This is a genomic window from Dechloromonas hankyongensis (genome assembly GCF_022012295.1).
GTDB lineage: Bacteria > Pseudomonadota > Gammaproteobacteria > Burkholderiales > Rhodocyclaceae > Azonexus > Azonexus hankyongensis.
The window spans coordinates 1,072,246-1,097,943 of the sequence record NZ_JAKLTN010000002.1; the positions used below are offsets into that span (position 1 = coordinate 1,072,246).

Consider the following 25,698-nt stretch of genomic DNA (forward strand, 5'->3'; position numbering starts at 1 on the left):
ACGTATCAGAACCGGTTCGGTTCCTCCGCCTCCTTGGCAGACCAATAGGCCAGCAGCAGCCAGCCAATGATGGGGATGAAATAGAGCAATTGCAGCCAGCCGCTTTTGTTGACGTCGTGCAGGCGCCGGCTCCCAACCGCTAGGCTCGGTAACAAGGTGGCGAGTGAAAACAGGCCGGAGAGCTTGCTGCTGACAATCTCGGCCGCAATAGTGGCGAGGATGACGAACAAGCTCCACCACCAGAATTCGGAACGTGAAGCACGGCCGGAAAAGTCCGCGTATTTGGCAAAACACGCCGCAATGGATTCAAAAAATGTCATGGCTTGGTGTCCTGCCATTACTAAAATTGGTTGAGATAGGTGATTACGCCGTTCCCTGCCGTATCGATGGCGCCCATCAACCAGCCTGGGGCACTTTCGTCGAATCCGCCCATTCGCATCGTATCTTCAGCCGACCAGCACGTCAGACTCATTACGGCCAGGATCAATAGCAAAATCTTTCTCAGACAATTCATCATCCCATTCCAACTCGGAAAAATTGAATTGTCTGCTGCGGCCCACGCACCAGGCAATTAGACCAAAGTCATAGAGCAGTCTCCGAAAGAATAGGTCGTTCGATGACTTGAGAAGGGAATGATTGTCAGCAACCATGACAACATGGCATTGCTCCGCTTGATACCTGCCATCAGAATGCCGTCTTCCGAAAAACAACGCGTTGGCATGCGATGCCTGCTAAACGCACAGTGCTTCGATTGGCAACGGACGTCCCAGTAGATATCCCTGCGCCTTATTGACCTTTAACTCTCGCAAGGCTTGGAGTTCGGCGTCAGTTTCGACCCCTTCGGCAACAATTTTGCTGCCCGTCTCCTCGGCAAACCGAATGAGGGCAGCAGCCAAAGCGCGGCACCCCGTGTCGGTATCGATTTTCCGGATCAGGCTCACATCAAGTTTGATCACGTCCGGTTGCAATTTGAGAATGTGACGAAAACTGGCAAACCCGGCGCCAGCATCGTCTACCGCCAATCGTAAGCCCCGTCGCCGCATGGGCTCAAGTATGGCGGCGATCGGGGAATAATCGCTGACGGAGGCATGTTCGGTAACTTCCAAAATCAAGCGCTCGAACGGATATCCTTCCAGAACGGAGGCCACGGAACCCTTCAACAGGGTTTCAGGCGAGACGTTGAGTGAAAGGTAGGCGTCTGGGGGAAGGCGGGCCAGTCCCTGCAATGCCTTCTTAATCACAGCCAATTCCAGTTCTTCCTGAAGGCCGACCACTGCTGCTTCATTGAACCATTGGTCGGGCGTGCGCACCGGTTCGGCCGAAAACCGCGTCAGCGCCTCGTAACCGACGATCTTGTTCTGGGCGACATGGATAATCGGCTGGTAGACCATAGTGAAACGCTCTCCGTCAAGCACAGCTCGAAGGCGAGTGACGAGTTCGTTGCGGACCTCGTCCTCGGACACCTGGCGCTCCAAAAGCTTGCCGGCCACCTCGGCAAAAAGCCGCATCGCCCGGATATCGCGTTCATTAAAGGTGCTATCGGGATAAGTGCTGAAGCAGCAAAACGTGCCGTAGATCTGCCCGTCCGCGAATCGGATTGGGACGCTCAGGTGGGCGCCCACCGGCAATGCTGTCGTTACCGGCAATGTCAGTGCCTCCGGGTTTTGCGTTGCGTCGCAGATTAGCTCAGGCAGACGGCCGTCAGTCACACGCTGGCAATAGCTTTCTTCCAGGGGATCCGAGGCGCCAACGCACAGAGGTACGGCACCCTCTTGAGAATCCACGTAACGAAAGACGCGCCGTCCGTCTTTGAACTCGGAGATAAAAGCCACCTCCATGCCGAGCATGGGTGCGTACCGAGTGCAGCGTTTCCATTACGATTTCATGGGAAGAACGATAGTTGGCGGTCATATCAATCCTTAGTCCATGGCGCGATGCGTCCATCATAGCGCTACGAAAGCGAAAACGCAGCGCTCTATGAAGGGCAAATATCCCAATGCCGATTGATTTGTACTGCCGGATAGCTGAGTGACTGCAGCTACCGAATTCCCTTTCGAATCTCCGCCTGAATAGCTATAACTGGCCGAGAGCACGTATTCACATCCAGCCCGATACCTGCCATCCATAGGGACAGATGGCGAGATTAAACATAGCCGGCCCCCGGATGCGATGAGCTTTCTGCAGATAGATTCGAATGGCCCAGATATTTTTCCGCTCAGCGGCGGTTTATGCCCGGCCAGTTTCCCCTTGTTTCAAGGCTTCCGAGAATGAGCAGACTACCTGCCACACTCCTTGTTGTTGATCGGCGTCTCAGTGTTCTGTCAAACCGGGAACGGCACGTTTCGGGCTGGTTAGGAATACGAGGTCCGGCCTTCGTGTCCGGTGCCGCCTTACGCTGCTGACGATAGCGGCCATTAACCACCGTCAGCGGTTGAACGGCAGATATCGGCACCATTAGCCACTGGCACATCAGTTACCCATTGCGAAGCAGTGATTTGCGCATGCAACCATGCGGGGCCTACCTATAGCGAAGGACTAAGGTAGGCGACCCGTTGTCCAAACAAAGGTCTGTCTGTGTAACCGTACCATATCCCGAATGCCGTACTTTGCCCTACCAATCGACACTGCACACCGGTCACAGCGATGCCATCGCTATAACGAATGACTTGGCATCTGGCAATCTCTCCTTGTTCAGCGAGGGTGGCAAGTGCCACATGTACATCGAAGAGTGCGAGGCCTGTCTGTGCTGAGAGCTCAGTATCAAGCATTTGGCCGTACTTTTTCAAACAATCGAAAACCATTGAGGTATGCATATTAAATTTTCTGCGGGATTAATCTTGGACCAGGTGGCAGGGCGCCAAGATTATCGCGATGATCGAATCCGGTCTGTCGGAATGATCCGTTCGATGTATAGGAATACACCGACTTGGCGATTCACCGCTTTAGACTTTCTTTATATGCGGGAGATGGCAGCTTGGGGATCTTAAAGTCGTCATCCGATCAGTAAACTTAGTGGCCGGAAATATCAGGGCAGGCAGTGAATCACGCCCCCCATGCGTAGCAGAGCTTTGAGCACGGTGCCCATGCCAACGAAACGATCAGAGCGATCTATTTAGCCAGCCTCGGCATGGCGAAACAGTTGGGAATGGAAGCGGTTGCCGAAGGGGTCGAGGACCTGACCGACTGGAATTTCCTATGTGAGACAGGTGGCGATCTGGCTCAGCGTTATTTCATCGCGCGGCCAAGGCCGGCTGTCGATCTAGCGGACTGGATAGCGGCTTGGCAAGCCCCCAATGTGTAGGTTTTGCTCCGACCGGATAACATGACATTCGTCATATCAGTTAGCTGGCCAACAGGCTAAAATCGGACAAAACATCCTCGCATAACGCCATGGTTCTGGATATCGCCCTTTATCTCGTCATCCCGGTCATTCTAGCGATCGCTGCAATTCTCATGCTCGCCGAAACGGTGTGGCGCAGTAAATAGCATGAACAAAAACCTCCTGCTCGGTGCGCCGCATATCGACCATCAACACAGTGAGTTATTCCACTCGTTCCAACGTCTGCTGTCGATTGCCCCTGGCGAGGAGGCGATTGCCGACGCACTCTCCCGCCTGACCAACCTTATCCATGAACACTTCCAGTCAGAAGAAAAGTTTATGGCCGGGATCAATATGCCGGACGTGGAGATGCTCGATCACGTCAAAGCTCACGGTCAGATCATTGAGGACTTGACCGCGATCCATCTTGAAACGATGTTTGGCATGGGAGTGCCGTTCGAAGAGATCGTCAACCGTGCGTCTATCTACGTAAATCAGCACATCATTGAATTTGATCTTGGCCTGAAGGCGTACATCGGGAAGCAATGAAGGAACACGATTCATTCTGGATGACGCCATTGCCTATTGAATCCGCCCATCTTTAGCCGATGAACGTCTGAGATAACTTAGGCAGCTTTTGCTTCGGTTAGGGCAAGGGTGGAACTTGAATCGACGGAATCTTTGAGGCTGCCGCTGGCGTGGAATGTGACAACCCGACAGGCAGAAATGGTCACCCCTTCACCAGTTTTCGGATTGCGTCCAGGGCGCGCGGGTTTGTCGCGCAAGGAGAAGACGCCGAACCCAGCCAATTTGACTTCCTCCCCACGTACAAGGCAGTCGGAAATTTCGTGAAAGAAGGCGTCGACCATCGGGTATGCAGGTTGCTGTCGTTAATCCAAAGATTCGTAATTTCGTGTATTCCTGAATGCACAGCATAAAGAACTGGGACGTCGATGAAGATTCTTTCTTGGAATATTAAGTGGGGCTGTGGATGCGATGGCATTGTTAGCCTTCCACGTATAGCTGGCGTGATTCGCGGCGTGGGCGATTGTGACGTCATCTGTTTGCAGGAGGTCGCCATCAATCACCCCGGCTTGCGCGGCTCCCAAGGAGAAGACCAGGTGGCTCTCTTGCAGGATGCCTTTCCGGGCTACTCCGCTCACTATGGCATTGCCAGCGACCTTCCCAGTGAAACCACCAGCCGGCGGCAATTCGGAAACCTGGTACTTTCCCGGCTACCGGTGATGCAAGTCTTCAGACACTCGCTTCCATTCCCCGCTGAACACGGGGCTCTCGGCATGCCTCGAATCGCCTTGGAAGTAGTCGTTGCTGCCGGCGAAATGCAATTGCGAGTTACCACGGCCCACTTGGAGTACTACTCCCGCGTCCAGCGCAAAGCACAAGTCCGCCAGCTCCGCGCGATTCATATGGAAGCGCTATCGCAAGCCGCAAACAAGAGCGATACCCGCGACCTCGACCCGCCTTTCCAAGGCCCATTTCGCCCAGTGTCGAGCATCTATTGCGGGGACTTCAACTGTGAGCCAGGGGCTGCTGAACTCGCTTATCTGACCGAATCCGCCGGTAACGATGCATCGCGACTGATCGACGCATGGTCCATTGCCAACCCGGACACACCAAATGCATTCACCGTCGGTCTCAATGTGTGCTCATGGCCTGACAGAGCCTATTGCTGCGACTACTTCTTCGTCTCACCAGACCTCCGTGGCTGTGTCAGGCAAGTCACGGTCAATCAAGACACGGATGCGTCCGACCATCAGCCGATTCTTCTCGAGTTAGCAGTAGCAAACTAAATTGATTTGGCAGAATGCACGTTTCGGCAATCGCTGACCCTGGAAATCTCCGAGCAAACCGAGATATAGCTATAGCGCAGTACTGCCCCTGCTCGTACCGTCTTGGCGCGGCTGGGGCAAAATGATCAGACCACGGGTGCCTGCATCGTAGGTGTGAAGGTACGCATCACTCGCCAGCGTATGGTCGGAAGAATCGCCCGACACAGTGGTGCAGACATAGCAGCCGGAGTAACGACCGGCCGCCTGTGGCTACCGCTCCAGCTCCCCGACGGCAGCTTTCGGAAAGACAATGGATACGCGGCCTTCTGCAGGCGCGAAAGGCAGACAACAGCGTAGGAACCATTATTTTTTGCCTGAGCCTAATTGGCTTTTGGAGGTGCATCATGCCTTCAGCTAAGGTAATTTCCTTTCCTGCCCGCCAATTGATCGCTTTCGCCCGGGATTTACTCCAAGCTGCGGATTTGGCATCCATCGTCGAACAGGTGGGGCCCACCATGAAGGAGCTCCTTTCACCGGATAGCGCGTTGATCGTCGCCAAGATCGAGGGAAACGACTTTGCCGCAGCTTTCGGCTGTCGCGGAACGGTGGTTCCTGTTCACGTCGCCCAGGACCTATTTGCTGTCGTTCAAAACACGCCCCGCGATGGGGGTCGAATTATCCTTCCGGATGTTGAATTACCCCGAACAGCTGAAAGAGATGCCGGACTACGCGGAAGCATCCTGTCGATTTCTTTCCCGTTGGAACAACCGTGGGGAACATTGTCGGTGCTGTGGCAGAGCGTGCAGGAGGCTAGCCGACTGGAGGTTTGTGAAGAAATCCTGGGCGCGATGGCCGAATTGACCGGAGCGGCGATGGGCAACATCGTGAACAAGATGATGCTCGAAGAAAAAGCGGCCGCGACCGAGGAAGTGTCCAAGGCCGTCACCGAAGAACTCGTTCAGGAACTGAAACGAAATGAGTTGGAGGTACGTGAAAAGCACCATGTGGCCATTACCGACGTACTGACTGGCTTGCTCAACCGCCGTGGATTCTACGAACGTGCCGAGCAGGGATTGCGGTTGGCCCGAAGACAAGGGATCGAGTGCGCGGTGATTTACGCCGACCTGGACGGCCTGAAGGGCATCAACGATAAATATGGGCACGTCGCGGGGGATGCCTGCTTGCGGGCTGCCGCCCAGGTGTTTCAGGACTCGTTTCGCGAAAGCGATGTCGTAGCGAGGTTGGGAGGCGACGAATTTGCCGCATTTTCCATGGATGCGACGAATACCGAGGTTATCGTTGCACGGTTGGTGCAGAAGGCGAATGAGTCCTACGAACTGGGTGAGTTGACGCATCCCGTGTCATTCAGCATTGGTGTGATCGGGTGCGACCCGGCCAGCGAGCAGCCGCTAGCCGAATTCCTGTCCATGGCCGATCAAGCCATGTACGAGCAGAAGCGGAAAAGGCGGCACAAGCATTAAACACAGGCCGAGAAAGGTGGAGCCAAACAAATGGCCTGTCTTAGCCGTGAACACTGCCGCCTTCATGATTGCCATGCCTGTGGCACTACTGACACCAAGTCTCGCTCCGAACTCATTTCCTTCTTCGTCGCAAGCGGTTCGGGATCGCTTTGCCGGCGTCGCCAGCCCGCCGTCTGCTTACTTTTGCACGCCTCATACCACCGAGCCACGCCAAGGGTGGCCTCTGCCAAGAGGGGCGGTGTTGAGCGAGTGCAAATAGGCACATGGGAAAGGAGATGGCCAATGCCATTCGCTCTGAGCAAACAAGCCGCCGTTGCGTAGTCTCTGCTGGCTACTGGAACAACTGCCCAAGGCGCCTACAGGACTCACACTATCTGGACGGCACGAGCATCGTAATCGGCTGTAGGCAATACTTAGTCATTTCACCCGATTGCCACCTTTATCGGCTCCGAGATACCGCAAACCGCGACGCCCACTTCTTCGGGGCCTTCGCAATTGGCAACGTCAGCGAGCGCCAGGATGCCGACCAAATGCTTGTCTCGATTGACGACGGGCAGGCGATGTAGCTTGATTTCGCCCATATTTCGCGCCACGTCCGAGATTTCGATATCGTCGAAGCAGTACTTGATGTCGGAACTCATCACTTCGCGTACCTTGGTACTGTCTGGCGCCTTGCCTCGGGCGATTGCACGTACCGTGATATCGCGGTCAGTAATCATGCCTACCAGTTTGTCGTTTTCGCTGACGGGCATACAACCGATGTCGCAATCGGCCATGATCCGGGCGACCTCACACAGGCTTTGATTCGGGTTTGCGACTACTACATCGCGGGTCATTGCTTCACTTACGCGCATGGCTGGACTCCTTTCGTACATCAATGCAATTCATGCTGTTCCCCCACAACCAGCAAATCGCATTCCCAACGATGGCAACAGCAGCAGATCGCATTCCATCACCGCTCGCTGGTCAATTGCTGATGCGCATTGATGTGCAAATTCCGCCTGTCCCTGCACTATTTACCGGCTCATCGACAATGGCACGTCCAATTGAGTAAGCGCCGCTGCTTTTTTCGAGAACTGAGAGTTGTTTCCTAGCTAGCGAGTCATGACATTTAGAATACTCCCCTCCATTTTGCACATTCCTGACCCCGGATGACTAAACAACCTGCTGCAAGATATTTCGCGATGGCATGTGCATTGACTTTCGCCACAATTCTCCGGGGCTTACTCCTCCCATCCGAGGACGGACTTCCGTTTCTGACCTATTACCCGACTCTCATCATCGTTGCCATTATCTCGGGCGTTGGACCTAGCCTGGTTTTTATCGGTCTGTCGGCAGCCGCAGGAAATTATTTCTTTCTTCCACCGCATGAGCAGTTGTCGTTTGGTAGTACGGAGTCTATTGCCTGCGCCACCTACGCTCTATTCAGCGGTCTCATTGTGTGGGGAATTTCCGCATACCAGCAGAGAATAGGACGTCAGGCAGCGCTGCTTTCACAGACGACCGACACGCTGACCAAAGCCCAACAGATAGCCCAGCTTGGCAGTTTCGAATGCGACGCGCAAAGCCAGACGATTACCTGGTCCGAGGAGGAATATCGCATCTACGGCCTCGACTCGACAAGCCCCGCGCCGTCCTACCGCGACATGCTGGCCCGGTGTATCCATCGCGACGACGCCGCCCATCTCGACCAAGTTTTCACGCAAGCGATACAAACCTCGTCGGTGTATGAACTCGAGCACCGCATCGTACGTCCCGATGGCAGCATCCGCTGGGTCTATGACCGCGCCCATCCCTATTTCGACGACCGGGGCCAACTGTTACGCTATATCGGCACGACCTTGGATGTCACCGATCGAATCAAGGCCGAAGCAGCGCTCCGCGACTCGGAAGAGCGCTTCCGCGCCCTGCTTACGGCCAGTACAAACGTGGTCTATCGCATGAGTCCCGACTGGTCGGAGGTGCACATACTCAGCGGACAGGAATTCATTCCTGATACCGTGAAGCACAGTCGGAACTGGCTGAACAAGTACATTCCCCCGGAAGATCAGCCTCCGGTACTCATGGCCATCAACAAGGCGATCGAGGACCGGAACATCTTCGAGCTGGAGCATCGTGTGATCCGTGCGGATGGCAGTCTGGGGTGGACTTCATCACGAGCCATTCCGATCCTGGATGATAAAGGGACGATCACCGAGTGGTTCGGCACGGCGACCGATATTACGGTACGCAAGCGGGCTGAGGTCGCTGTGATAGAGGCTGAACGGCAGCAGCGGCACCATCGGGAATTTCTCGAGTGTGTGATTGCCAATGCCGGATCGTGCATCTCAGTGGTAAAGGGCCGTGAACTGCGCTATACCATGACGAATCCCCAATTCTTGCTCACCACGAATACCGAGAATATTGTGGGCCGGACTTACCGCGAGGTATTTCAAGAGGCGGCGGGCACTGGGGCCGAAGCTCGCTTACTGCAGGTGTTGGCGACCGGAGAGCCTTGGCATGTGGAGTCCTATCCAGGGCCCATTCCCGGCAAACCCGATGCGATCTGGCAGGGACGCATTGTTCGCCTGCCAGAAATTGAGGGGGAAGAACCTTGCCTGCTAGCAGTCACTTGGGAAATTTCTGCCATCAAGAAGGTGGAGAATGCATTACGGGATGCTCGTAATGAAGCTCAAAGTGCCAACCTGGCCAAATCACGCTTCCTCGCAGCCGCCAGCCACGATCTGCGTCAGCCCCTTTCGGCGCTCTCGATCTATGCCTCCACCCTCCAGCATCACGTGGGGCCAGATGGACGCGCCATGTTGTCGAATCTGGGAAAGTGTGTCGAAAGCCTGAGTGAACTGCTTTCCGACTTGCTGGATCTCTCGAAGCTGGAAGCGAAGGTAGTGACGGTCAATGTACAGGACTTTGCGCTCGAGGAAATTTTGAAGCCGCTGGCGGCTGCCCATAGTCAAGAGGCAAACCTTAAAGGCCTTCGCCTCCGCTGTCGCGCTACGCCATGCTATGTGCGTTCTGACCCCGTACTGTTGCGCCGGATAATCGCCAACTTCCTGGCTAACGCTGTCCGATACACGGAACGGGGCGGCGTGCTTGTGGGTTGTCGGCGCCACGCAGGCAAACGCTGGCTGGAAGTCTGGGATACCGGCATCGGAATTCCACCAGACAAGATACCGGAAGCCTTCGTTGAGTTCACCCAGTTGGACGACCAGGCCCGAACCCGTGGTAGCGGCCTGGGCCTTGCGATTGTGGCCCGCATGGCCAAATTGTTGGATTTGGAGGTCCGCGTGGCGTCTCGTCCTGGCAAGGGGTCGCTTTTCGCCATCGAGTTGCCTGCTGGGCAAGCGTCAGCAGTCCCCTTAGTATCCGAATACCATCCCATCAACGAGCGTTCACTGTGCATCGCATTAGTCGAGGACAACATGGACGTCCGGGAGGCCCTCGTGCTGGGACTGCAAAATCTTGGGCACCGTGTCCATGCTGCTGCCAGCGGGCCTGCCTTGCTGGAAAAATTGGACAGCGATCTGCCGGACATTGTGATATCCGACTACCGTCTATCTCATGGTGAGACGGGCTTCAATGTCATTGAGCGCGTACGCCAGCTGGCGGGCGACGAACTGCCGGCTCTGCTTATTACCGGGGATACCGATCCAGCCCTTGTCAGCAGTATGACGGCACGCGGCATCGTTGTTCTGCACAAGCCGATTGATCTGGAAACGCTGATGGCCTATGTCGAGGATGCAACGGCGCCCGACATGGCATAGCCAGCGATGGAAGGTGGAATACTAAAGTTGCTCGGAAGTCGCGTTCAGTACCTTCGCTACCTCATTGAGAATTGCGTTGAGTTTTTCCAGGGCGGATACCGGGATTGATACTCCGCAGTAGACCGACTGAGATTTTCCTGACCCAGACGGGCTGCGATTTAGCTCAGGGCCATCCCATCGGATCTACCGGTCTGGATTGGCCTGACAAGCCTTGGTGCATAAACTTGGTGCCGGTCAACACGGTGGCTCAGGCGAACGCAAGAATAAGACGTAGATGCCAAGTTTAAGACGGTTACGAAAACCGTTGCAGCCTTGCCCGCTAGTTCCTTCCGGCGTCGTACTGGGTCAGGCCACAGTGACCTTATCTCGCCCGGTCGTTTTTGCTTCGTAGAGGGCGCTGTCCGCACGCGCTAGCAAGGTCTTCAGATCGTCATCATCGGCTTGGGCTGTGGCAATTCCAATGGATACCGTCAGGTGTACAGGTTCATCTTTCCCGACATCGACCTCAGTGGTGGCCACCGCCTGGCGCAAGCGTTCGGCGACTTGTAGCGCCTGGCTGCTTTCAGTTTCAGGGAGTACTACGGCAAATTCCTCGCCGCCGATTCGGCCAACAATGTCCCAGTCTCGCAAAGCATGGCGACTTATTTCGACCAGCGATTGCAAGGCGACGTCCCCGGCATGGTGGCCGTACGCATCATTGACCTGCTTGAAGTGATCAATGTCCAGCACCCAGAGCGAGAGGGCCTGATGATAGCGTCGACAACGAGCGAATTCAGCCTCGGCCATGGACAGGAAGTGGCTGCGATTAGCGACCTGGGTCAATGGATCGGTTTGCGCCTCATGCTCCAACGTTGTCAACTTAGCTAGCCACTCGGTCGTGTCGAGGCCGACGCCAACCAGATAGATTGCTTCACCGACCTGAAAGCGGCGGGCAGACATGTTGAACAGGCGAACGCCCCGGTCATGGGTAATTAACCGTAGGTCAGCTTGGGCAATTCCTGTCTCGAAGGCTTTTTGCATGGCCTTGGCGGCCAGTTGTCGGTCGTCTTTGTGAATGCTCAGCAAGGTGGGCTGACCTTGCAGTTCGCTATTGCTCAACCCGGTAAGGCGACTCAGATAGCTGTTCCAGCGGAAATAATTGCCATCCAGATCCATGACATAGAACGCGCCAGGAACGCTCTCGATCAGGGCGTCGGAAAAGGCTTTCTCTTGGACAAGGGCCGATTCGGCGTTGCTGCGGTCCGTAATGTCAAAGCAAAAACCCGCCGCGTAGGCAACTCCATCAATCTCGAAGCGACGTGCACTCTTCAGATAGATTCGGACTCCCTTCGTAGGGTTGGGCACGCGGACTTCCATCTGCGCGTGACCAGTCGCAAAGACTGTCAGGAACTTGACTGCCGCCAATTCGCGGTCATCCGGATGAATGGTCGTCAGAATTGAAGCACCACGCAATTGATCGTCACTCAGCCCGGTTTCCGTGCGTAAGCAACTATTCCACTTAATCAGATTGCCATCCTGGTTGATCATGAAGAACGCCCCCGGAGCACTTTCGATTATCGTGTCCGAAATCGTTTTTTCACGGATCAAGTCTTTTTCGAGGGTCGTCTTCTCGGTCTGCTCCAGCCAGAAGCTGGCGACATATATCGCCCCGTCCATCTCGAATCGGCGAGCCGACAACAGATATGTTGATGGGGCGAGATCTGCGCACTTCAAAATGATCTCAGCCTGCACTTGGCCAGTCTCGAATGCCTCTTCGAGTTTCGCCTCGGCGTATTGTTGATTGGCTTCAGGCAACAGGGACAGAAACGAAATACCTTCCAAGTCCGTATCCGACTTTTGGAACAAATCGTTAAGGTCGCTATTCCAGTGAATCAGCCGATATTGTTCATCAATCACCAAGAATACCCCTGGTGCGCTGCCGACTACAGCCGCAAGAAAAGATGCTCTCATCTTTTCCTCATCGGCTTGCTTCTTACGAACAGTAATGTTCTCCAACAAATGCCGTGAATACCAAAATTCACCGGAAGGTCGGTAAGCCGAGAGGTCATGAGTCAGGAAAACATCCCCGTCATCGGTGGTGATTTCCGACTGCATTTCTTGCACTGAACTGGTGAGGGCCTGAACACAATTCTGGAGAGGTGCAGCCACTGTTTTGGGAAACACTTGCCAATAGGGCTGGCCAATGATTTCTTGCATTGGAAGCCGCGCATACCTTGCATATGCCTCGTTGCAGCGCAGGATCCTGAATTGCTGATCGTGGACAAAAACTGGGTCACTAATCTGATCGAAAACAGTCATCCACTCATAAGACGCCAGTTCCCGCCCTTCCGTGCGTGGTTCAACACTGCTTGCCGGAAGCAGAGTTTCCTTGGAACAGGGCCATGCAAGTGAGCTTTTCCCGGTTTTGGCCTGAGACAGTACTTGCTTTTTGTGGCGTTTGATCATGGCAGACACACCTTTGGTTAGGGCGTAGAACCGGCAACCTTCCCTTCTTCTGACAAAAGAGTGCAACCGTACATTGGCGTTAGGCGTCGATAGCGTGAGAGTTGTTCAAACAAGCCGATGAGCCGTTTGGCACGGCTCAGACCGTTGACAATTCAGTAGAAATAGCCTTCACCTATTTCCATGAAATGCTCGACAGTTCGTTGCAGCTGGCTATCCGGCTGCGCTAGATTATTGGAGAACTGCGGGAATAGCGTTTCCAGTCTTTCGGAACCGTGAATTTTAGAATGGCGTAAGGCGCATCCGCCATGGCAACTAATGTAACGAGAACTGCGGCTCCGAATGCCTTATATTGCCTTGTTCTGGTGACCGGCTGCTATTGCCTTCTATATTGGGCTGCTGAATAGCAACTTTAGAATCATTCAACCGGCAGGTAAGGGTTGGGGGCCGTCTCCCAGGCCGGCAAAAGAGCAAACCTCCGTTGCTAAGCTGCCTCGAACGACTGCTGATCGATAAATATCAGCCGCTCACGCGGTGCCGGCTGTACGTCCGCAAAGGCCGAAGAGCGGTAATTTGAGTTCTTTTTTTTGGCAGGCCGGAAGGCATTTGCGTGCCTCTTTCTTTCTCAGGCATAACCGTTCCATTCCGGCATGGTTACCCTCTTAGGGACAGCGGGGGCCACCCAGACCGGCCAGGTGGCGCAATAATCCAGGAACAACATCAGCCAGGCGAGCACCCGATGGGCCAGCGCCAGGATTGGCCACCACGGGATCAGCGCGCCGAGCAAAGCCAGCGGCGTGACGATGAAACTCACCACCGGAATGGCCACGGCATTGGCCAGCGGCGACACCAGCGAAAACTGCTGAAAAACGAGGAGCAGGATGGGCAGCGAAGCGAGCGTCGCCGCCCACTGGACGACACCCCATCCATGCAGCTTGTCCCGCCAGCCTACCGCCTCGCCGACCCGGGCCGAGCCGACATAGAGCAGGGCGCCGACCGCGCCGAACGACAGCCAGAAACCAGCAGCCAGAACTGACCATGGATCCCAAATGAGGACGACCAGCAGCGCCAGAGCCAAGATGCGACTGGCCGCGACGATGCGACCCGACAGCATGGCCGCAGCGGCGACCATCAGCATGTACAGCGTGCGCTGGGCCGGCACGGCAAAGCCGGCGAGCAGTGAATAAATCAGGGCCGCCACTATACCTGCTGCCAGCCCGGCCTTCTGTGCCGGCCAGCGCAGGGCCAGGGCCGGTACCCGGCGCCAGCCGAAGGACACCAGCCAGCCGAGCATAGCCGCCACCATCGTCACATGCAGGCCGGAGATACTGATTTTTTATCTATTAAAACGCTTTTCTTGATGAGTACCGGTTGCTCAGGGAGAAACCGAAGACTCCGAGCTACTCTCAAATTATTCCTTTACTGAGCAAGTAACCAAGCTCCTCAGCGGACCGAAAAACAGTAGCAACCTTGAGACAAACCATTCCAGCAGCCTCCTCGTGATGTAGCATTTCAGCAAAACAAACAGCATTGCACTCCCTTGAGTATCAAACCCCTTCCCTCGTTCGGTCGTGCCGGACGCCCGCGAAAAGTTGAGTTTTCCGATCTGTTTCTCTGGGACTCGGCAATCGAGCTTGAGCTGACCGGCGTTTCCATCTCGGAGCTAATGGGAGAGGACAACCCGGCGATGCTTGCGCTGTACCAGGACACACGGCGCAAGAAGAAGATCAGTCTGGAACGGGCCAAGGCGGTTTTGCCATCAGCAATGGAAAACCTCGGATTTCCTTGGGCTGACGAATTCTCGAAGGCGCTTGATGGCCAGGACTCCCAAGTTGGAAACTTGGGATCATGGCGAAGCTACATTTACGGATGCTCGAAGAAAGGTGACCAATGGCCACCCAAGCTCAATGCCATTGCGCAGCACTATGTAGACGTTGAGGAAGCCCTAAAGGAGCCGACCAAGGCTTGGGTCGAAAATGATCTAGCCAGGTGCGCTGACCTACTCGAAGCTGCCCCAATCATGGTCATGTACTTGTGGCCGGGGGCGGTCGAACGACTGCGCAATGCAGCAACTATCGAACAGCTCACCGGTTTGAGAGCCATGGTGATGATTGAGCTGATGCTGAATTTGATCGCAGCAATTGACGCTCAGGTGACCGTAGATGATCTCTCTGCTAAGCCAGAATTTGACGGTCTGTTCCCCGATCTCTCGGCAGAACAACTAAGTGAGCCAAACGCCCTGTTCTTTGACTGGCTAGCCGATTACACGGGTACTGGTACCAACCTGGCCAGCTTCATCCCTCAGATCAATAAGGCTGCGAAGGACTTCGATATTGGCTCCGCCAAGCGACAGCTTCGGCGCTGGAAAAGCGGTGAGGCCTTCCCTTCACTCGATGTGCTCGATGCGATGTTCCGCAAGCTCTATGGCGACAAGGCCAAGGAGAAGGGAAATCCACGGCGCAAGGACTGGGGCTTGAGCTGGTTTAAAGCTACAGCGACCAGGAGGATCAATTTCATGATGGGGATCATCGGCCCACTGAGTCGGTTCCGTGAGCCGGTATTCCCGTTTGGCTTCGAGACAGTCGAAGACTGGAGAGCAAGCCGCTACCTGCACTGGTACAGGTATTGGCTCCCCCTCCTCAAGCCTGCCGACTGATTACTTCTTGCCGCCCGTAGAACCCTTGCCTGTTCCGCCGCTCTTCGCTGCAATGCTTTGAGCCTTGGCAGCAAAACTGCCAGCCGGAATCTGACCACCGTTGCTCTTGGCGGTGGCGCTGGTGATACGGCTAACGGCGGCTGCATTAAACGGGGTGCCTTGCTTTCTCATGGTGTTGCTCCTTGTTGGTTGTGCCGGTGTTGGCGATACGGATTCTCATACCGCTCCGGGTTCTGCAAGGAGGACAGGGTTTGTCCGTAAACCGTCTGGCTGACCCTGATGCCGATGGGCTATAGTGCTCGTTTTCGCACTTCCTACAGCAACATGGAAACCCTCGACGGACTCGCCATCTCCGGCCCTCTCTATCTGATCAGCGCAACGCAGGCCTGCAACCTTTGCGGCAAAGAAAACACCATTGCAGCCTTGGCCACGAAGGATCTGATTGACCCTGACGAACCTCAGGAAGAAGGCGATGGCTACTTGCTAAGTTACATCGCAGACATGCCTGCCGATATTCTGGATGCAGTCACGAAACGCCACCCCAACTTTGAGATTCGCCACAGCCTGACCGCCGAGAGCGACTATTACATGACGATATGCGAGTGCGGCGGTCACTACGGCGACCATTACGTACAAAAGCAGATTCTCAACCAGGCTTTCCGGGCGCCCGGCGAACTCCAGATCGAAAAGCTGTTCGACACTGGCAACTGGACAATCCCCTGTGGCTACAGCCCGAACTTGGAAGTTGGTAATTTGCTGGATAGCCAAAGGTAAGCAATGAGCAACGCAACGATCGTCTGGGCCAACGACCTCAATGGTGTCGCACGCTATATCTTGGAAGTGCAGACAGGCCTCGACTGCAATTGCGTTTGCCCTGGCTGCGGTGCCCGGCTTGAGGCGGTCAATGCTCAAAACCGGTACTGGAAGAAGCGTCCGCACTTCCGCCACTACCAAGCACCAGAGCTTGATGACTGCGCAGCGAGCGCCGTTCTGACGGCTGCCAAAGAGATCGTTAAAACGATCACCGAACTGAAACTCCCCTCATTTGAGGCTATCCAGGAAGTCGAAACGCCGTCTGTGCCAGAAGATTCGTCTTCGTCTGGTTGCCACGGCAAGGCGGTCATCGAATCCCACTGAACCCGTCATGGGCGAAATTGCCATCGATTTGACGGACGCTGTTCTCCAGACGGCTGACCCCGAAACGCTTCGGGAGCACATCACGCTAACAGGCTCGGCAAGAAGGTGGTGCCATTTTGCCGATGCCCAAGCTCTGGAAAAGCTGGCACTGGCCGATGCAAACGCCCAATGGGAAACGTTCGTAGCGAGGACTCCAGCCCCGCCCCCGGAGAACAAGTTCCAGTCTGTTGTTCGACCAGAACCCAAGCTCTTCCCACCTTCTCAATCGGTAAAGCAACACATCCCAGTCAGTGACATGGCTGGATCCCTTCGATCACTAAATCGTCGTGACAAGGTTGTGCGCTGCCATTGGTGCGCAAGCCCTCCCGATACAAGCAAATGGGGGGCGCTGATCCCAACGTGGAGAGCGATGTTTGGTGATCAGTATTACGACTTACTTGATGCAGCAATGACAGCCCGTGATGCCAATCAGGATGCAACCGACGCACTGACAGCCACAGCCAACACTTACGGCTTCTCTCCTCAGGCTATTGCGGGGCTTTGGTCTGCCGCGCAGATTGCTGTACGTTGAAAAGCCGAAAACTCGACATATCGTTTCTGACAGCTGGTCGCCAAAAGCAGGGCTATATGCAGCAGCATCTACGCAACATCAGCCTGCCATTGCAAGCAACGTTTTCAGACAAAATTCCCGCTACACGAAAGTTTTATTGATACAATTCCCGCCATTGGAAATAACGCGAGGAATTCTTGCATGAGCACCGTATCCGCCACTGAGAACAAAGAGCTCGAAAAGCTCATCGTAGAACATGTCCCACGTGACGCCCTAATGGCTTGTGAGGATGCGTATTACAGCGGGGACTTGAAAGGCCGCCAGCACTCAGCAATTTTCCTCTCTGGCCACAAGCCATCTGCGGCAGGCCAAAACAAGCACTTTTTTATCAACGAATCATTCCATGAAGCTTTGCAGGTACATGGCGCTGATCCAACTCCGCTCCGCGGCACCCGCTTGGTCTTAGGCCGATTCGGCATCTTCAACATCGCCAGACTCAATGTGCCAGGACACAAATGGGTGAACCTGCGGCGTAGCGCCACACGTAAGAAGCTGGCCGAACTGAACACCCACATTGAGAGGAAGTACGTCCAAGGCGATCTGTTTGCAGCCCCTCGCGATGTAGCCCAAGGCACTATCTTTATCGTCGGGGTAATGGATGGTGCAGACGAAAATGGCATTGCTCAGCTGACGCAAGTCTTGGTCGCGCTCCCTGCCCCCAACTTGAAGTCTTGGCTGTATATCAGTGCAATTGCAGACTTCCTCAGCCTCTACGATCAACTCGACGTAGAGGGGCAACCCGATAACGCCGTACCCACACTCAAGGTTCAACCAAAGAAGCAAACTGGCGATGACCAAAGGAATTAATGATCTCCAGCCTGCGCGACTTGAACAAGCGCTTTCAGCACGTGGCCTTACAAAAGGGCAACTTGCAAGCCTTGTCGGTGTAGCAGCATCTACCGTCACGAAATGGTGCAAAGGTGACCAATCTCCAGAATCGGAGACATTTGATCGCTTGGCATCGGTCCTTAACCTGCAACCGGAATGGCTTACCCGCCCCATGCTGCAACCCGTAACTCCACCGCTCTACCGGAGTAACGCGTCAGCACTGAAATCAGCACGAGCCAAGTTAGAAGCGCACACCGAATGGGCACAAGAAACAGCGCTATTACTTAGCGACTACGTGGATTACCCTAAACTGAACCTACCCGAGCGTAACTTCACCGACCCGGAGCAAATCAGTAATGAGGACATTGAGTCGGCGGCCGAAGAGTGCCGAAGAATGTGGCAGTTGGGGAAAGGACCTGTTCAGAATCTAGCTCTCGCGGCAGAAAGCGCCGGGATCATCGTTGTCCGACAGGAAACCGAAGTATCTGTTATCGAAGGTTTGTCGGCGTGGAGCGTCCCTCTACATCGTCCTGTCGTGCTTCTGTCAGCAGACAAGGCCAACGCGTTTCGCAGTCGTTTCGATCTAGCTCACGAGATAGGCCATCTCATACTTCATAAACACATACCAAGAACGGACGAGCGAGATAGATACAATCAAATGGAAAAACAAGCGCACCGATTTGCAGGTGCGCTGTTACTTCCGGCCGAAACTTTCGCAATCGAGGTACGCATTCCGCCTAACCTCGACAACTTGTTAATCTTGAAGCAGCGCTGGGGTGCATCTGTCGCAGCCATGATGATGCGCCTTCACGCACTTGGACTCCTCAGCGATGATGAAAAGCTGGCGCTTTTCAAGCGCCGTTCCGCTCGCTGGGGTTCTAAGGCAGAGCCAGGGGACGACAAGTGGGAGCCAGAAGTACCCCGTCTGCTGCGCCGAACGGTGGAGCTTCTGGTTAGTGAAGGTATCTTGGCAGCGGAGGGAATGCCACGCTATCTCGGCTTATCCCCTCGTGATATCGAAAAACTGTGCCATCTTCGCGAGAACTACTTTGCGACTCCCGCAGAAGTAGTTGAGCTGGCAACCTTGCGTGGAGCACGAGGATCAGATCAGGCAATGCGCGTATCCTCCAACAACCAAGCAGAAGTTGTAGCCTTCTCAAGGTTCAAGAAGTAATTCACCAATCGGCAATGGTGCCTTAAGCATTTGGCCACCCACCATTCAACAAGTCTATTGATTCAAAGAAAGCCCGCCACGTTTGGCGGGCTTTCTTTTTGCCTGTTTCTATTACGAAGCAGGCCGCATGAGTATGCTGCTAATAGAACACTCGGGAGCAAGAGCCATGGACATCCGTTGCCAAGATCTTTACGAAGCAGTTTGGGCCAAGCCTGTTCGAACGCTAGCAAAAGAATGGGGGCTCTCAGATGTTGGTCTCGCAAAGGCATGCCGAAAACATGGCATACCACTCCCGCCGCTGGGGCACTGGTCAAAGATCGCTGTCGGTCGTGGGATGAAGCCCCCTCAGCTCAAAGGCAATTCGGAGAGCATGATTACGATCCAAGGAACACCATCGCTCAAGAAGGCCAAACTGTCGGCCGAAGGAAAAACGAAGCTAAAGCCAGCCTTAGCAACTATTTTTCCCGAACAAACAACGTTGATGTCAAAGCTGGCCAAATGGACCCAGAAAACAGATAAGGCTCTGCACCGAAAACCTGATTCAAGTGGCTTTGTTAGTAGCTGGAAGGAAACATTTCGTGTCTCTGTCTCCGAAGCCCAAGTATCAAGGGCCATCGGGCTTCTCGACAAGATTGAGAAAGCACTAACCGAAGGAGGAATGGCCTGGGACTTTGACAAGAAGGGCCAATATGTTGTCGGAAGGATGTACGGGGAGACGGTCTCCTTTGAGCTAAAGGAGCTTTACAAACGTACCGAACACATCGAGAAGCACCCAACCAGTAGCTGGCTGGATCGGAAGACCTACACCTACCAATTTCTTGGCGACTTAACGTTTCGCATTGATGGATATTACGAGGGAAGAAAGTCCTGGTCTGACGGCAAGACTCAGCGCATTGAAGAAAAGCTACCGGAAATTATCGAAGGGCTGTTAGCAGCGGCAGAATCAATGCGACAACGCACTCTTGAACGTGAGGAACAGTACAAGCGCTGGGAGGAAGAAGCCAGGATACGCGCTGAGAAAGAACGAATCGAACGGGAAGAAAAGGCATTTTTCGATGCCACGCTAAAAGAAGCTCAGGACTGGAATCAAGCCAATCTGATCCGCGACTACGCAACACATCTTCGGAGTCTGATATTGGATAACAAAATCGAACTAACCGAGGCCGGAGAACAGTGGCTTTCCCGCATTGAGAATGCAGCAAGAAAGCACGATCCGGCGTTCAGGCGCCTATCACTATAGTTGCAACAACTTCTAAAAATCGCATTCCAATGCCATCTGCTAGGATTACGCCAATTCAATAAAATCACTTTGCCATGTCCGAAGCCAGCGACGTATTCGCCCAGTCCATCTCCGATGCAGAAAACCTGCTCGCCCACTTCAACGCACTGAACACCCAGCCTCCTCCACCAGAAACAGAGGTCCTGAAACGGGCTGGATTGATCATGGCCATGACCGCATGGGAGACGTATGTCGAGGATCGTGTAATGGAAGCAGCTACAGCACGGCTTCAAGGCTTGCACGACAGCTCCATTGGCAACTTCGTCAAAGGAAAGCTGAATGAAGAAATTAAGCGATTACACAACCCAACCTCCGATAAAACCATCCAACTTTTCCGTGACTACGCCAACGTCGATCTGACCGAAAAATGGAGTTGGAACAACTTCGACCCGAAGACAGTTCGCGAACGGCTGAACCAATACATGAAACTCCGTGGAGATGTAGTTCATCGATCAAGGACGATCACCTCAGGCCCTCCGACTGCGCACCCGGTAACCAAAGAAGACCTGCAAAAAGTTATCCGCTTTCTCAAGGCGCTCGTAGCTACGACAGAAGCCGCCTTAGACAACGCATAGATCAACAGGGAAACATCACAAAATGCTTCGACTATTTGCTGCCCTGCTCTTATTGCTTTCGTCAAATATATGCTTTTCGCAACAACAGGAAATCACCTTCACAGCAGGCGACCAAAAATGGGCCGTAAACTCGACTGCCATTGCGAAAATTCACAAGACAGGCCCATTTCTCAACATCCTGTTCAAAAAACTGACGATGCGCGTCAACCCCGATTACAAATTCGCGCCGCTCAAGGTACTCAGCTACAAAGTCGGCGTTGCCTACAAAAAACCAGACGGCCAATGGGACATTCTGCGCTGGTCAGAACCCACCAAACCCGGAACCTTGATGTCTCCAGGACAAACTCGGCTTATAGAAAACCAGAAAGCAGTCATACCAATTGACGGCATTCCATCGCTAAGTGACAAGTGGCTGGTTATTTGTGTTGAGACGGAGTTAACCAACCACAGCGTCGGCACAAACTACTCGCACGGCTCACCTGGATTGAATTAAAAAAAACCCACCTGATTTCTCAGGCGGGCTTTTCAATCGAGCGACTATGCAGCAAGAGGTATTGCATCGTTTGCCGCTCCCTCTGCAGGTTTCACGGCAGGCAGATCAACAACGTGCGCGGAGCGTTTATTCAGGATTTCCTCCCCAGCGGGAGACATCTTCACACACCAGTAATCCTAGCCATTCGAGCGGGTTTTCGCGAATCCCATCTGCTTCAAACGCTTGCCGAGGACGATATTGTTCTCAGCCTTGACCCCGAAAGCACTCGCCCACGTCGTGTAGAGCTTGTACAGAGCGGCAGGCTGCATGCCCTTTTCGGTACAGCGAACCAGTGCCTCATCGGCGAACATCTTGATCTGGTCGGAATCCTCCCGATACTGATCCGACGCAGCCTTCGATGAAGCCGGAACCACGAAATACTTGCGGTCCCGCAAAGATTTCAACCCACGAACAGCCACGGCAAAAATGCCGTCCAACTCAGCCGAAAGCTTGGCAGGCAGGTTCATATCCATTTCGTCAGCGGTGAAATTACGGTTGAACCGGATCATCACCAAGCGGCGGAAAAACGCATGGGTAACATCGCGCAATTTCGGCAAATGGTTGGTGGCGAGCATGATGCGCGTGGTCGGGATGAAGGCAAACGGGCGCTCGTACTTGCGCTCGGCCTCGACCATGTCACCGCTCACGATCTGCTTAAGCACCCCGTCATCCATCACCGTGTTCTCATTGATCTCGGAACTCATCAGCAGCAGTTTTCCATCCAGTTCGGCCAGCGCACGACGATTACACAAGCGCTGGATCGGTGCGCTGTAGACGTTTTCATGACCGACTAACTCGGCCATCAGCTTCAGCAAAACAGACTTGCCGTTACCGCCATCCCCAACGCAGACGACAAATTTCTCGAAGCTGGTATCAGGAATCAGGCAAAGCCCCATCCATTCACGCATGAACTGGATTTTCTGATCGCGGTCGTCATCATCACGAAACACGTCGCTCAGGAACTTCTCGAAGACCGGTGCTTGTGCGTCCGGGTCCCAATCAACATTGCGGCCAGAGCGCAGATGCATCCTGGGATCGTGCTGAACAAGCTGATACGTCGTCATATCGAGCGCACCGTTTTTGAAGCAGACGAAGTTGTGATTCGGCTTGAAGTCGCTACCCTTCACCACGCAAGTAGTCTTCAGCATAGCGAATAGCTCGCGCACGTATTTGGTTGCAGCGCCAGAACCAAAAAACTCAGTGATCGAACGCAGAATATCGGCCTGTTCATCCTGATCGACCCAGTAGCCGCTCGAATACGCCAAAAATCCGTTGTGCAGATACACGAGGCCGCCCGGATAGTATTTGCTGAGGAATTCCTTAACGGCGTTAGTTGCAGTTTCAGGAACCGGCCAGCCGGTAGCCATTGGTTCGGTGCTGGTTGAGGTAGTGGCGATGATTTCATTGTTTTCCATGATTTGCTCCCTTAGTTAATTGCAATAAATTTTTCGATTTCGATGTTCGGGAACCCTTCCACAAGCAGCGTTTTCAGTTCCGCTGTACGAGGCGTCAATGGCACTGCGTGCTCAATGAATTTCGACCGCACGGCGTTTTTCACTTCACTATCTTTTGTCGGATAACCACGCTCAGTAAGCCAGGCAGCCAACTCGGGATAGGTCATGGTTTTGATCAATCCACAGAGGCCTTGCGTGTAGGCACGCAAGAACAAGCGGCGGAACACATCCGTGATGCCGCCGCTTGTGGGCCTAATTCCAAAACTCCGCCCGCAACCATTGGTCAGGCGATCCCGTACCAGCGCAAACTGGTAGTGATCCTCCCAGTCATTGAAATCACCGAGGGTTTTCAGGCAGTGTTTTTCCCGCCAGCCATCGAATACGGCCCGTGCGCGCTCAAACTCCGCCAAGTCATTCCATGGCACGCTAGTCAGCGAAAGGTGCTCTCCGTCAGCAACAGAAATTTCGAGCGGATCAAGCAAGCGGCGCTTGAAGTCGAACTCAAGGTTCAGCCTCGATTGCCGAGTCAGGCGAACAACATCGGCATCCTTTACCCACTGCTCACGAAATGGCGTGAAAGGCCGAGTAATAGTCATGTCACCGGGGCAGCGATTCATGAACAAATCGACCATGAAATCGTTGTGCAAGGCAGATTCAACCTGCGGCGACACACCAGCTTTTGCGAGAATGAATGGGTCGCTCTCGAACGGGATAGCCGTGAGCTGGCCACGAGTTTTCATGGCAATCAGCTGACGCACACGATGCTTGCGTTCCAACATCTTGCTGCCAGGAGCAACACGCTGACAGAGCGTCTGAAAACGCTTCGCCATCGGCCCATTCAACGCCAACTCGGACTCGTCGGCATCCGTGATGAAACCGTCTGTCGTGGCGCTAATCACATTGCGATGCGGAGGGATTCCAGCAATTTGCTCGCTGAGAACAGCGCGAACGAAGCCCGTCGTATGTGCTGCGATGGCGGCATTCGTCAAAATGGAATGAGGCAGTTCAACACTCTTCATCCCCTGAGAGTCGAAGACCGTCTTTGCCTTCAGGCCTTGCGCTGTTTTCCCGTACAGGCTGTTTCCGAGGAGCTTGGAGTACAGCTCAAAGAGGGAGCCTTTGACGAACGACTTCCGGAGCGAGCGGATGTGCATCACGTACGGCTCGAACAGCCGGTTATCACCCTCACACCACGGGAAAATAACGCCGTGCAGAATGTCGAGCTTGCAGCCGAGATTCAGAGCCACCTCAATCTCTGGTGCTGTGCAATACGACAGCCCCGTCAGGGGATAAACCAGCCCGCCATGTGAGTTCCGCACAGGCATCGAGGGAAACCGAGTGCCCTTCGGAAAGGCGAACCGCACATAGGCAAACCCGAGGACATGACCGACAAAATCCTGTGGGTTGCGGGAGTACCAATACCTGTCGTAGTCGATATGGCGCAGATCAACCATGCCCGTTGTATAGGCTCCAGCCAGATCGAAATCGTTGAAAACGCCGATTGTCGTTGGGCCAAAGGCATAGCACTCATTGCGACCGCCGCTGTAGCAACTGGCAATGAACGGTTCATTGATCGCCCGCATCGGCGAGGGAGATTTCTCGGTTTTCGTTACAACCCGTTCCCTCGTCGAATTCCAGTAGGTGCTGGAGCCCTCAGTTACACCAAACGCCGCATTGAAATCGACTTGGCTATCTTTAAGCGTCTTCGTGAAGATGCGAACTGCCAGGCTGCTAGCAGTCGCAGGTAGCGAACGCTTCCCGGCATGCTTTTCAGCGAAATCGAGCAGGTGCAGATAAAACCGGACAGCGATTTCGGAGTCGCGAAGACCGTATTTTTCGAATGCATGCTTATTGCCCTGCAACAACAGGTCCATCCGTTCCTTGAGATAACCTTCCGGGAGTTCAAGCTTTGGCAAGTCCAGCCAATCACCGATTTGAGCCAGCGATGTACCCATCGCTACGTGGCCGCCAGCATCAACGAAGCGGACCTTCAAGGTGCGGAACACCCCATCACGATCTGTCGCCAAATAGGTTTGGTTGTTCAGCAGGCCATCAAGATCATCCACTTCTGGTTCCAAGAGCACAGAGCTTTTCACCGAAGAAACACGGCCACCGACATTTTCCAGGGCTTGCTTGAACGACACGAGATCGCCAAACGCCTGCAAGTCGATGCGCAGGAAAAAGCCAACCAAAACGACATGGTTCGGCCATTCAAGCACCACGCCACGATCCATCGCCTCCTGGATCAGATCGAAAATGATCTTGCAGAAGTGCGGGCGCTGGCTTTTCTCTGGGCCACTCGGATAGACAACCCGCTGCATCACGCCACACTCACCTACCAGATAAAACTGGAGGCTCAAGATGACGTTGTCGCGCTCTTCATCACCCGGAACGAATTCCGAATCGAAGCCGATATAGACGGTCGGCCCCTGCCCCTTCTGAGGCTTTCCAGGATCAGCAGCAGTATCGTCAAATTGATTGTCAATTAGCTGTTCCCAGCGCTTTAACTTTGCCTCGACATCCTCTTCGATCAAAGGCTCGAAACAATAGGTGTAACATTCCGGTACATATTCCCCTTCCAGCGACTTGCACCAGGTTTCCTGGACAGGAATTTCAGTCATGTTTTGCATTTGATTGCTCCAAAAAAAGGGGTAATGGAT

General features: G+C 54.1%; 23 protein-coding genes and 2 pseudogenes. 15 read left to right on the forward strand and 10 right to left on the reverse strand.

All coding sequences use genetic code 11. From position 1 onward, the window contains the following. Positions 1-5: 5 nt before the first annotated feature. The 3 genes from LZ012_RS13735 to LZ012_RS13745 form a co-directional block, all read right to left on the reverse strand. The gene (locus LZ012_RS13735; protein ID WP_275711382.1) at positions 6-320 is read right to left on the reverse strand and encodes a DUF805 domain-containing protein; all 315 of its coding nucleotides are present in this window, start codon (positions 318-320) and stop codon (positions 6-8) included. Positions 321-446: 126 nt separating this feature from the next. After that, a complete protein-coding gene (locus LZ012_RS13740; protein WP_275711383.1) occupies positions 447-650 on the reverse strand; it encodes a hypothetical protein in 204 nt (67 codons plus the stop codon). An 81-nt stretch (positions 651-731) separates the two neighbouring features. Further along, positions 732-1,847 carry a sensor domain-containing phosphodiesterase gene (locus tag LZ012_RS13745; RefSeq protein WP_275711384.1) on the reverse strand — a complete coding sequence of 372 codons (1,116 nt, stop codon included), beginning with the start codon at positions 1,845-1,847 and terminating at the stop codon, positions 732-734. A gap of 1,229 nt (positions 1,848-3,076) precedes the next feature. On the opposite strand from LZ012_RS13745, the pseudogene LZ012_RS19810 reads away from it, so the two are divergent. Together LZ012_RS19810 and LZ012_RS13750 are read left to right on the forward strand one after the other, a co-directional pair. Continuing rightward, positions 3,077-3,301 (forward strand): annotated as a pseudogene (locus LZ012_RS19810) (EAL domain-containing protein); the annotation flags it as partial. A gap of 186 nt (positions 3,302-3,487) precedes the next feature. Next, positions 3,488-3,868: a bacteriohemerythrin gene (locus LZ012_RS13750; RefSeq protein WP_275711385.1), complete on the forward strand. Its 381-nt coding sequence runs from the start codon at positions 3,488-3,490 to the stop codon at positions 3,866-3,868. Positions 3,869-3,945: 77 nt separating this feature from the next. Here LZ012_RS13750 and LZ012_RS13755 read toward each other — a convergent pair. Continuing rightward, a pseudogene (locus LZ012_RS13755) lies at positions 3,946-4,206 on the reverse strand (HU family DNA-binding protein); the annotation flags it as partial. A 66-nt stretch (positions 4,207-4,272) separates the two neighbouring features. Here LZ012_RS13755 and LZ012_RS13760 point away from each other — a divergent pair. Continuing rightward, positions 4,273-5,130, forward strand: a complete 858-nt coding sequence (locus LZ012_RS13760; protein ID WP_275711386.1) for an endonuclease/exonuclease/phosphatase family protein — start codon at positions 4,273-4,275, stop codon at positions 5,128-5,130. A gap of 383 nt (positions 5,131-5,513) precedes the next feature. Then, a complete protein-coding gene (locus LZ012_RS13765) occupies positions 5,514-6,590 on the forward strand; it encodes a GGDEF domain-containing protein (RefSeq protein WP_275711387.1) in 1,077 nt (358 codons plus the stop codon). Between the two features lie 422 nt (positions 6,591-7,012). On the opposite strand, the gene LZ012_RS13770 is transcribed toward LZ012_RS13765, so the two are convergent. Next, positions 7,013-7,444: a CBS domain-containing protein gene (locus LZ012_RS13770; protein ID WP_275711388.1), complete on the reverse strand. Its 432-nt coding sequence runs from the start codon at positions 7,442-7,444 to the stop codon at positions 7,013-7,015. A gap of 23 nt (positions 7,445-7,467) precedes the next feature. On the opposite strand from LZ012_RS13770, the gene LZ012_RS13775 reads away from it, so the two are divergent. Continuing rightward, a complete protein-coding gene (locus tag LZ012_RS13775; protein WP_275711389.1) occupies positions 7,468-7,644 on the forward strand; it encodes a hypothetical protein in 177 nt (58 codons plus the stop codon). 97 nt (positions 7,645-7,741) lie between these two features. After that, complete coding sequence (locus tag LZ012_RS13780) at positions 7,742-10,351, forward strand: PAS domain-containing protein (protein WP_275711390.1); 2,610 nt, start codon at positions 7,742-7,744, stop codon at positions 10,349-10,351. Between the two features lie 345 nt (positions 10,352-10,696). On the opposite strand, the gene LZ012_RS13785 is transcribed toward LZ012_RS13780, so the two are convergent. Beyond that, the gene (locus tag LZ012_RS13785) at positions 10,697-12,796 is read right to left on the reverse strand and encodes a sensor domain-containing diguanylate cyclase (protein WP_275711391.1); all 2,100 of its coding nucleotides are present in this window, start codon (positions 12,794-12,796) and stop codon (positions 10,697-10,699) included. A 622-nt stretch (positions 12,797-13,418) separates the two neighbouring features. Continuing rightward, positions 13,419-14,126 carry a ComEC/Rec2 family competence protein gene (locus tag LZ012_RS13790; protein ID WP_338033167.1) on the reverse strand — a complete coding sequence of 236 codons (708 nt, stop codon included), beginning with the start codon at positions 14,124-14,126 and terminating at the stop codon, positions 13,419-13,421. 207 nt (positions 14,127-14,333) lie between these two features. Between LZ012_RS13790 and LZ012_RS13795 the strand changes: the two genes are divergently transcribed. After that, positions 14,334-15,449 (forward strand): hypothetical protein, encoded by a 1,116-nt coding sequence (locus LZ012_RS13795; RefSeq protein ID WP_275711392.1) that lies wholly within the window; start codon positions 14,334-14,336, stop codon positions 15,447-15,449. Here the strand turns inward: LZ012_RS13795 and LZ012_RS13800 are convergent, their stop codons facing one another. Beyond that, complete coding sequence (locus LZ012_RS13800; RefSeq protein WP_275711393.1) at positions 15,450-15,620, reverse strand: hypothetical protein; 171 nt, start codon at positions 15,618-15,620, stop codon at positions 15,450-15,452. A gap of 153 nt (positions 15,621-15,773) precedes the next feature. Here LZ012_RS13800 and LZ012_RS13805 point away from each other — a divergent pair, with 153 nt between their 5' ends. The 8 genes from LZ012_RS13805 (at position 15,774) to LZ012_RS13840 (ending at position 21,545) form a co-directional block, all read left to right on the forward strand. Next, complete coding sequence (locus tag LZ012_RS13805; RefSeq protein ID WP_275711394.1) at positions 15,774-16,223, forward strand: hypothetical protein; 450 nt, start codon at positions 15,774-15,776, stop codon at positions 16,221-16,223. Positions 16,224-16,226: 3 nt separating this feature from the next. Next, on the forward strand, positions 16,227-16,586 hold the full coding sequence (locus tag LZ012_RS13810; protein ID WP_275711395.1) for a hypothetical protein: 360 nt from the start codon (positions 16,227-16,229) through the stop codon (positions 16,584-16,586). Positions 16,587-16,593: 7 nt separating this feature from the next. Then, complete coding sequence (locus LZ012_RS13815) at positions 16,594-17,157, forward strand: hypothetical protein (RefSeq protein WP_275711396.1); 564 nt, start codon at positions 16,594-16,596, stop codon at positions 17,155-17,157. 180 nt (positions 17,158-17,337) lie between these two features. Beyond that, positions 17,338-18,003, forward strand: a complete 666-nt coding sequence (locus LZ012_RS13820) for a hypothetical protein (protein WP_275711397.1) — start codon at positions 17,338-17,340, stop codon at positions 18,001-18,003. After that, positions 17,987-19,198: an XRE family transcriptional regulator gene (locus LZ012_RS13825; protein ID WP_275711398.1), complete on the forward strand. Its 1,212-nt coding sequence runs from the start codon at positions 17,987-17,989 to the stop codon at positions 19,196-19,198. The genes LZ012_RS13820 and LZ012_RS13825 overlap by 17 nt, the downstream gene beginning before the upstream one ends. A 166-nt stretch (positions 19,199-19,364) precedes the next feature. Beyond that, positions 19,365-20,438: a hypothetical protein gene (locus tag LZ012_RS13830; protein ID WP_275711399.1), complete on the forward strand. Its 1,074-nt coding sequence runs from the start codon at positions 19,365-19,367 to the stop codon at positions 20,436-20,438. Positions 20,439-20,512: 74 nt separating this feature from the next. Further along, a complete protein-coding gene (locus LZ012_RS13835; protein ID WP_275711400.1) occupies positions 20,513-21,052 on the forward strand; it encodes a HEPN domain-containing protein in 540 nt (179 codons plus the stop codon). A 22-nt stretch (positions 21,053-21,074) separates the two neighbouring features. Beyond that, complete coding sequence (locus LZ012_RS13840) at positions 21,075-21,545, forward strand: hypothetical protein (RefSeq protein WP_275711401.1); 471 nt, start codon at positions 21,075-21,077, stop codon at positions 21,543-21,545. Between the two features lie 176 nt (positions 21,546-21,721). Here the strand turns inward: LZ012_RS13840 and LZ012_RS13845 are convergent, their stop codons facing one another. Both LZ012_RS13845 and LZ012_RS13850 read right to left on the reverse strand, forming a co-directional pair. Continuing rightward, complete coding sequence (locus LZ012_RS13845) at positions 21,722-22,999, reverse strand: DNA primase family protein (RefSeq protein WP_275711402.1); 1,278 nt, start codon at positions 22,997-22,999, stop codon at positions 21,722-21,724. 11 nt (positions 23,000-23,010) lie between these two features. Further along, positions 23,011-25,668 carry a DNA polymerase gene (locus LZ012_RS13850; protein WP_275711404.1) on the reverse strand — a complete coding sequence of 886 codons (2,658 nt, stop codon included), beginning with the start codon at positions 25,666-25,668 and terminating at the stop codon, positions 23,011-23,013. Positions 25,669-25,698: the final 30 nt, after the last annotated feature.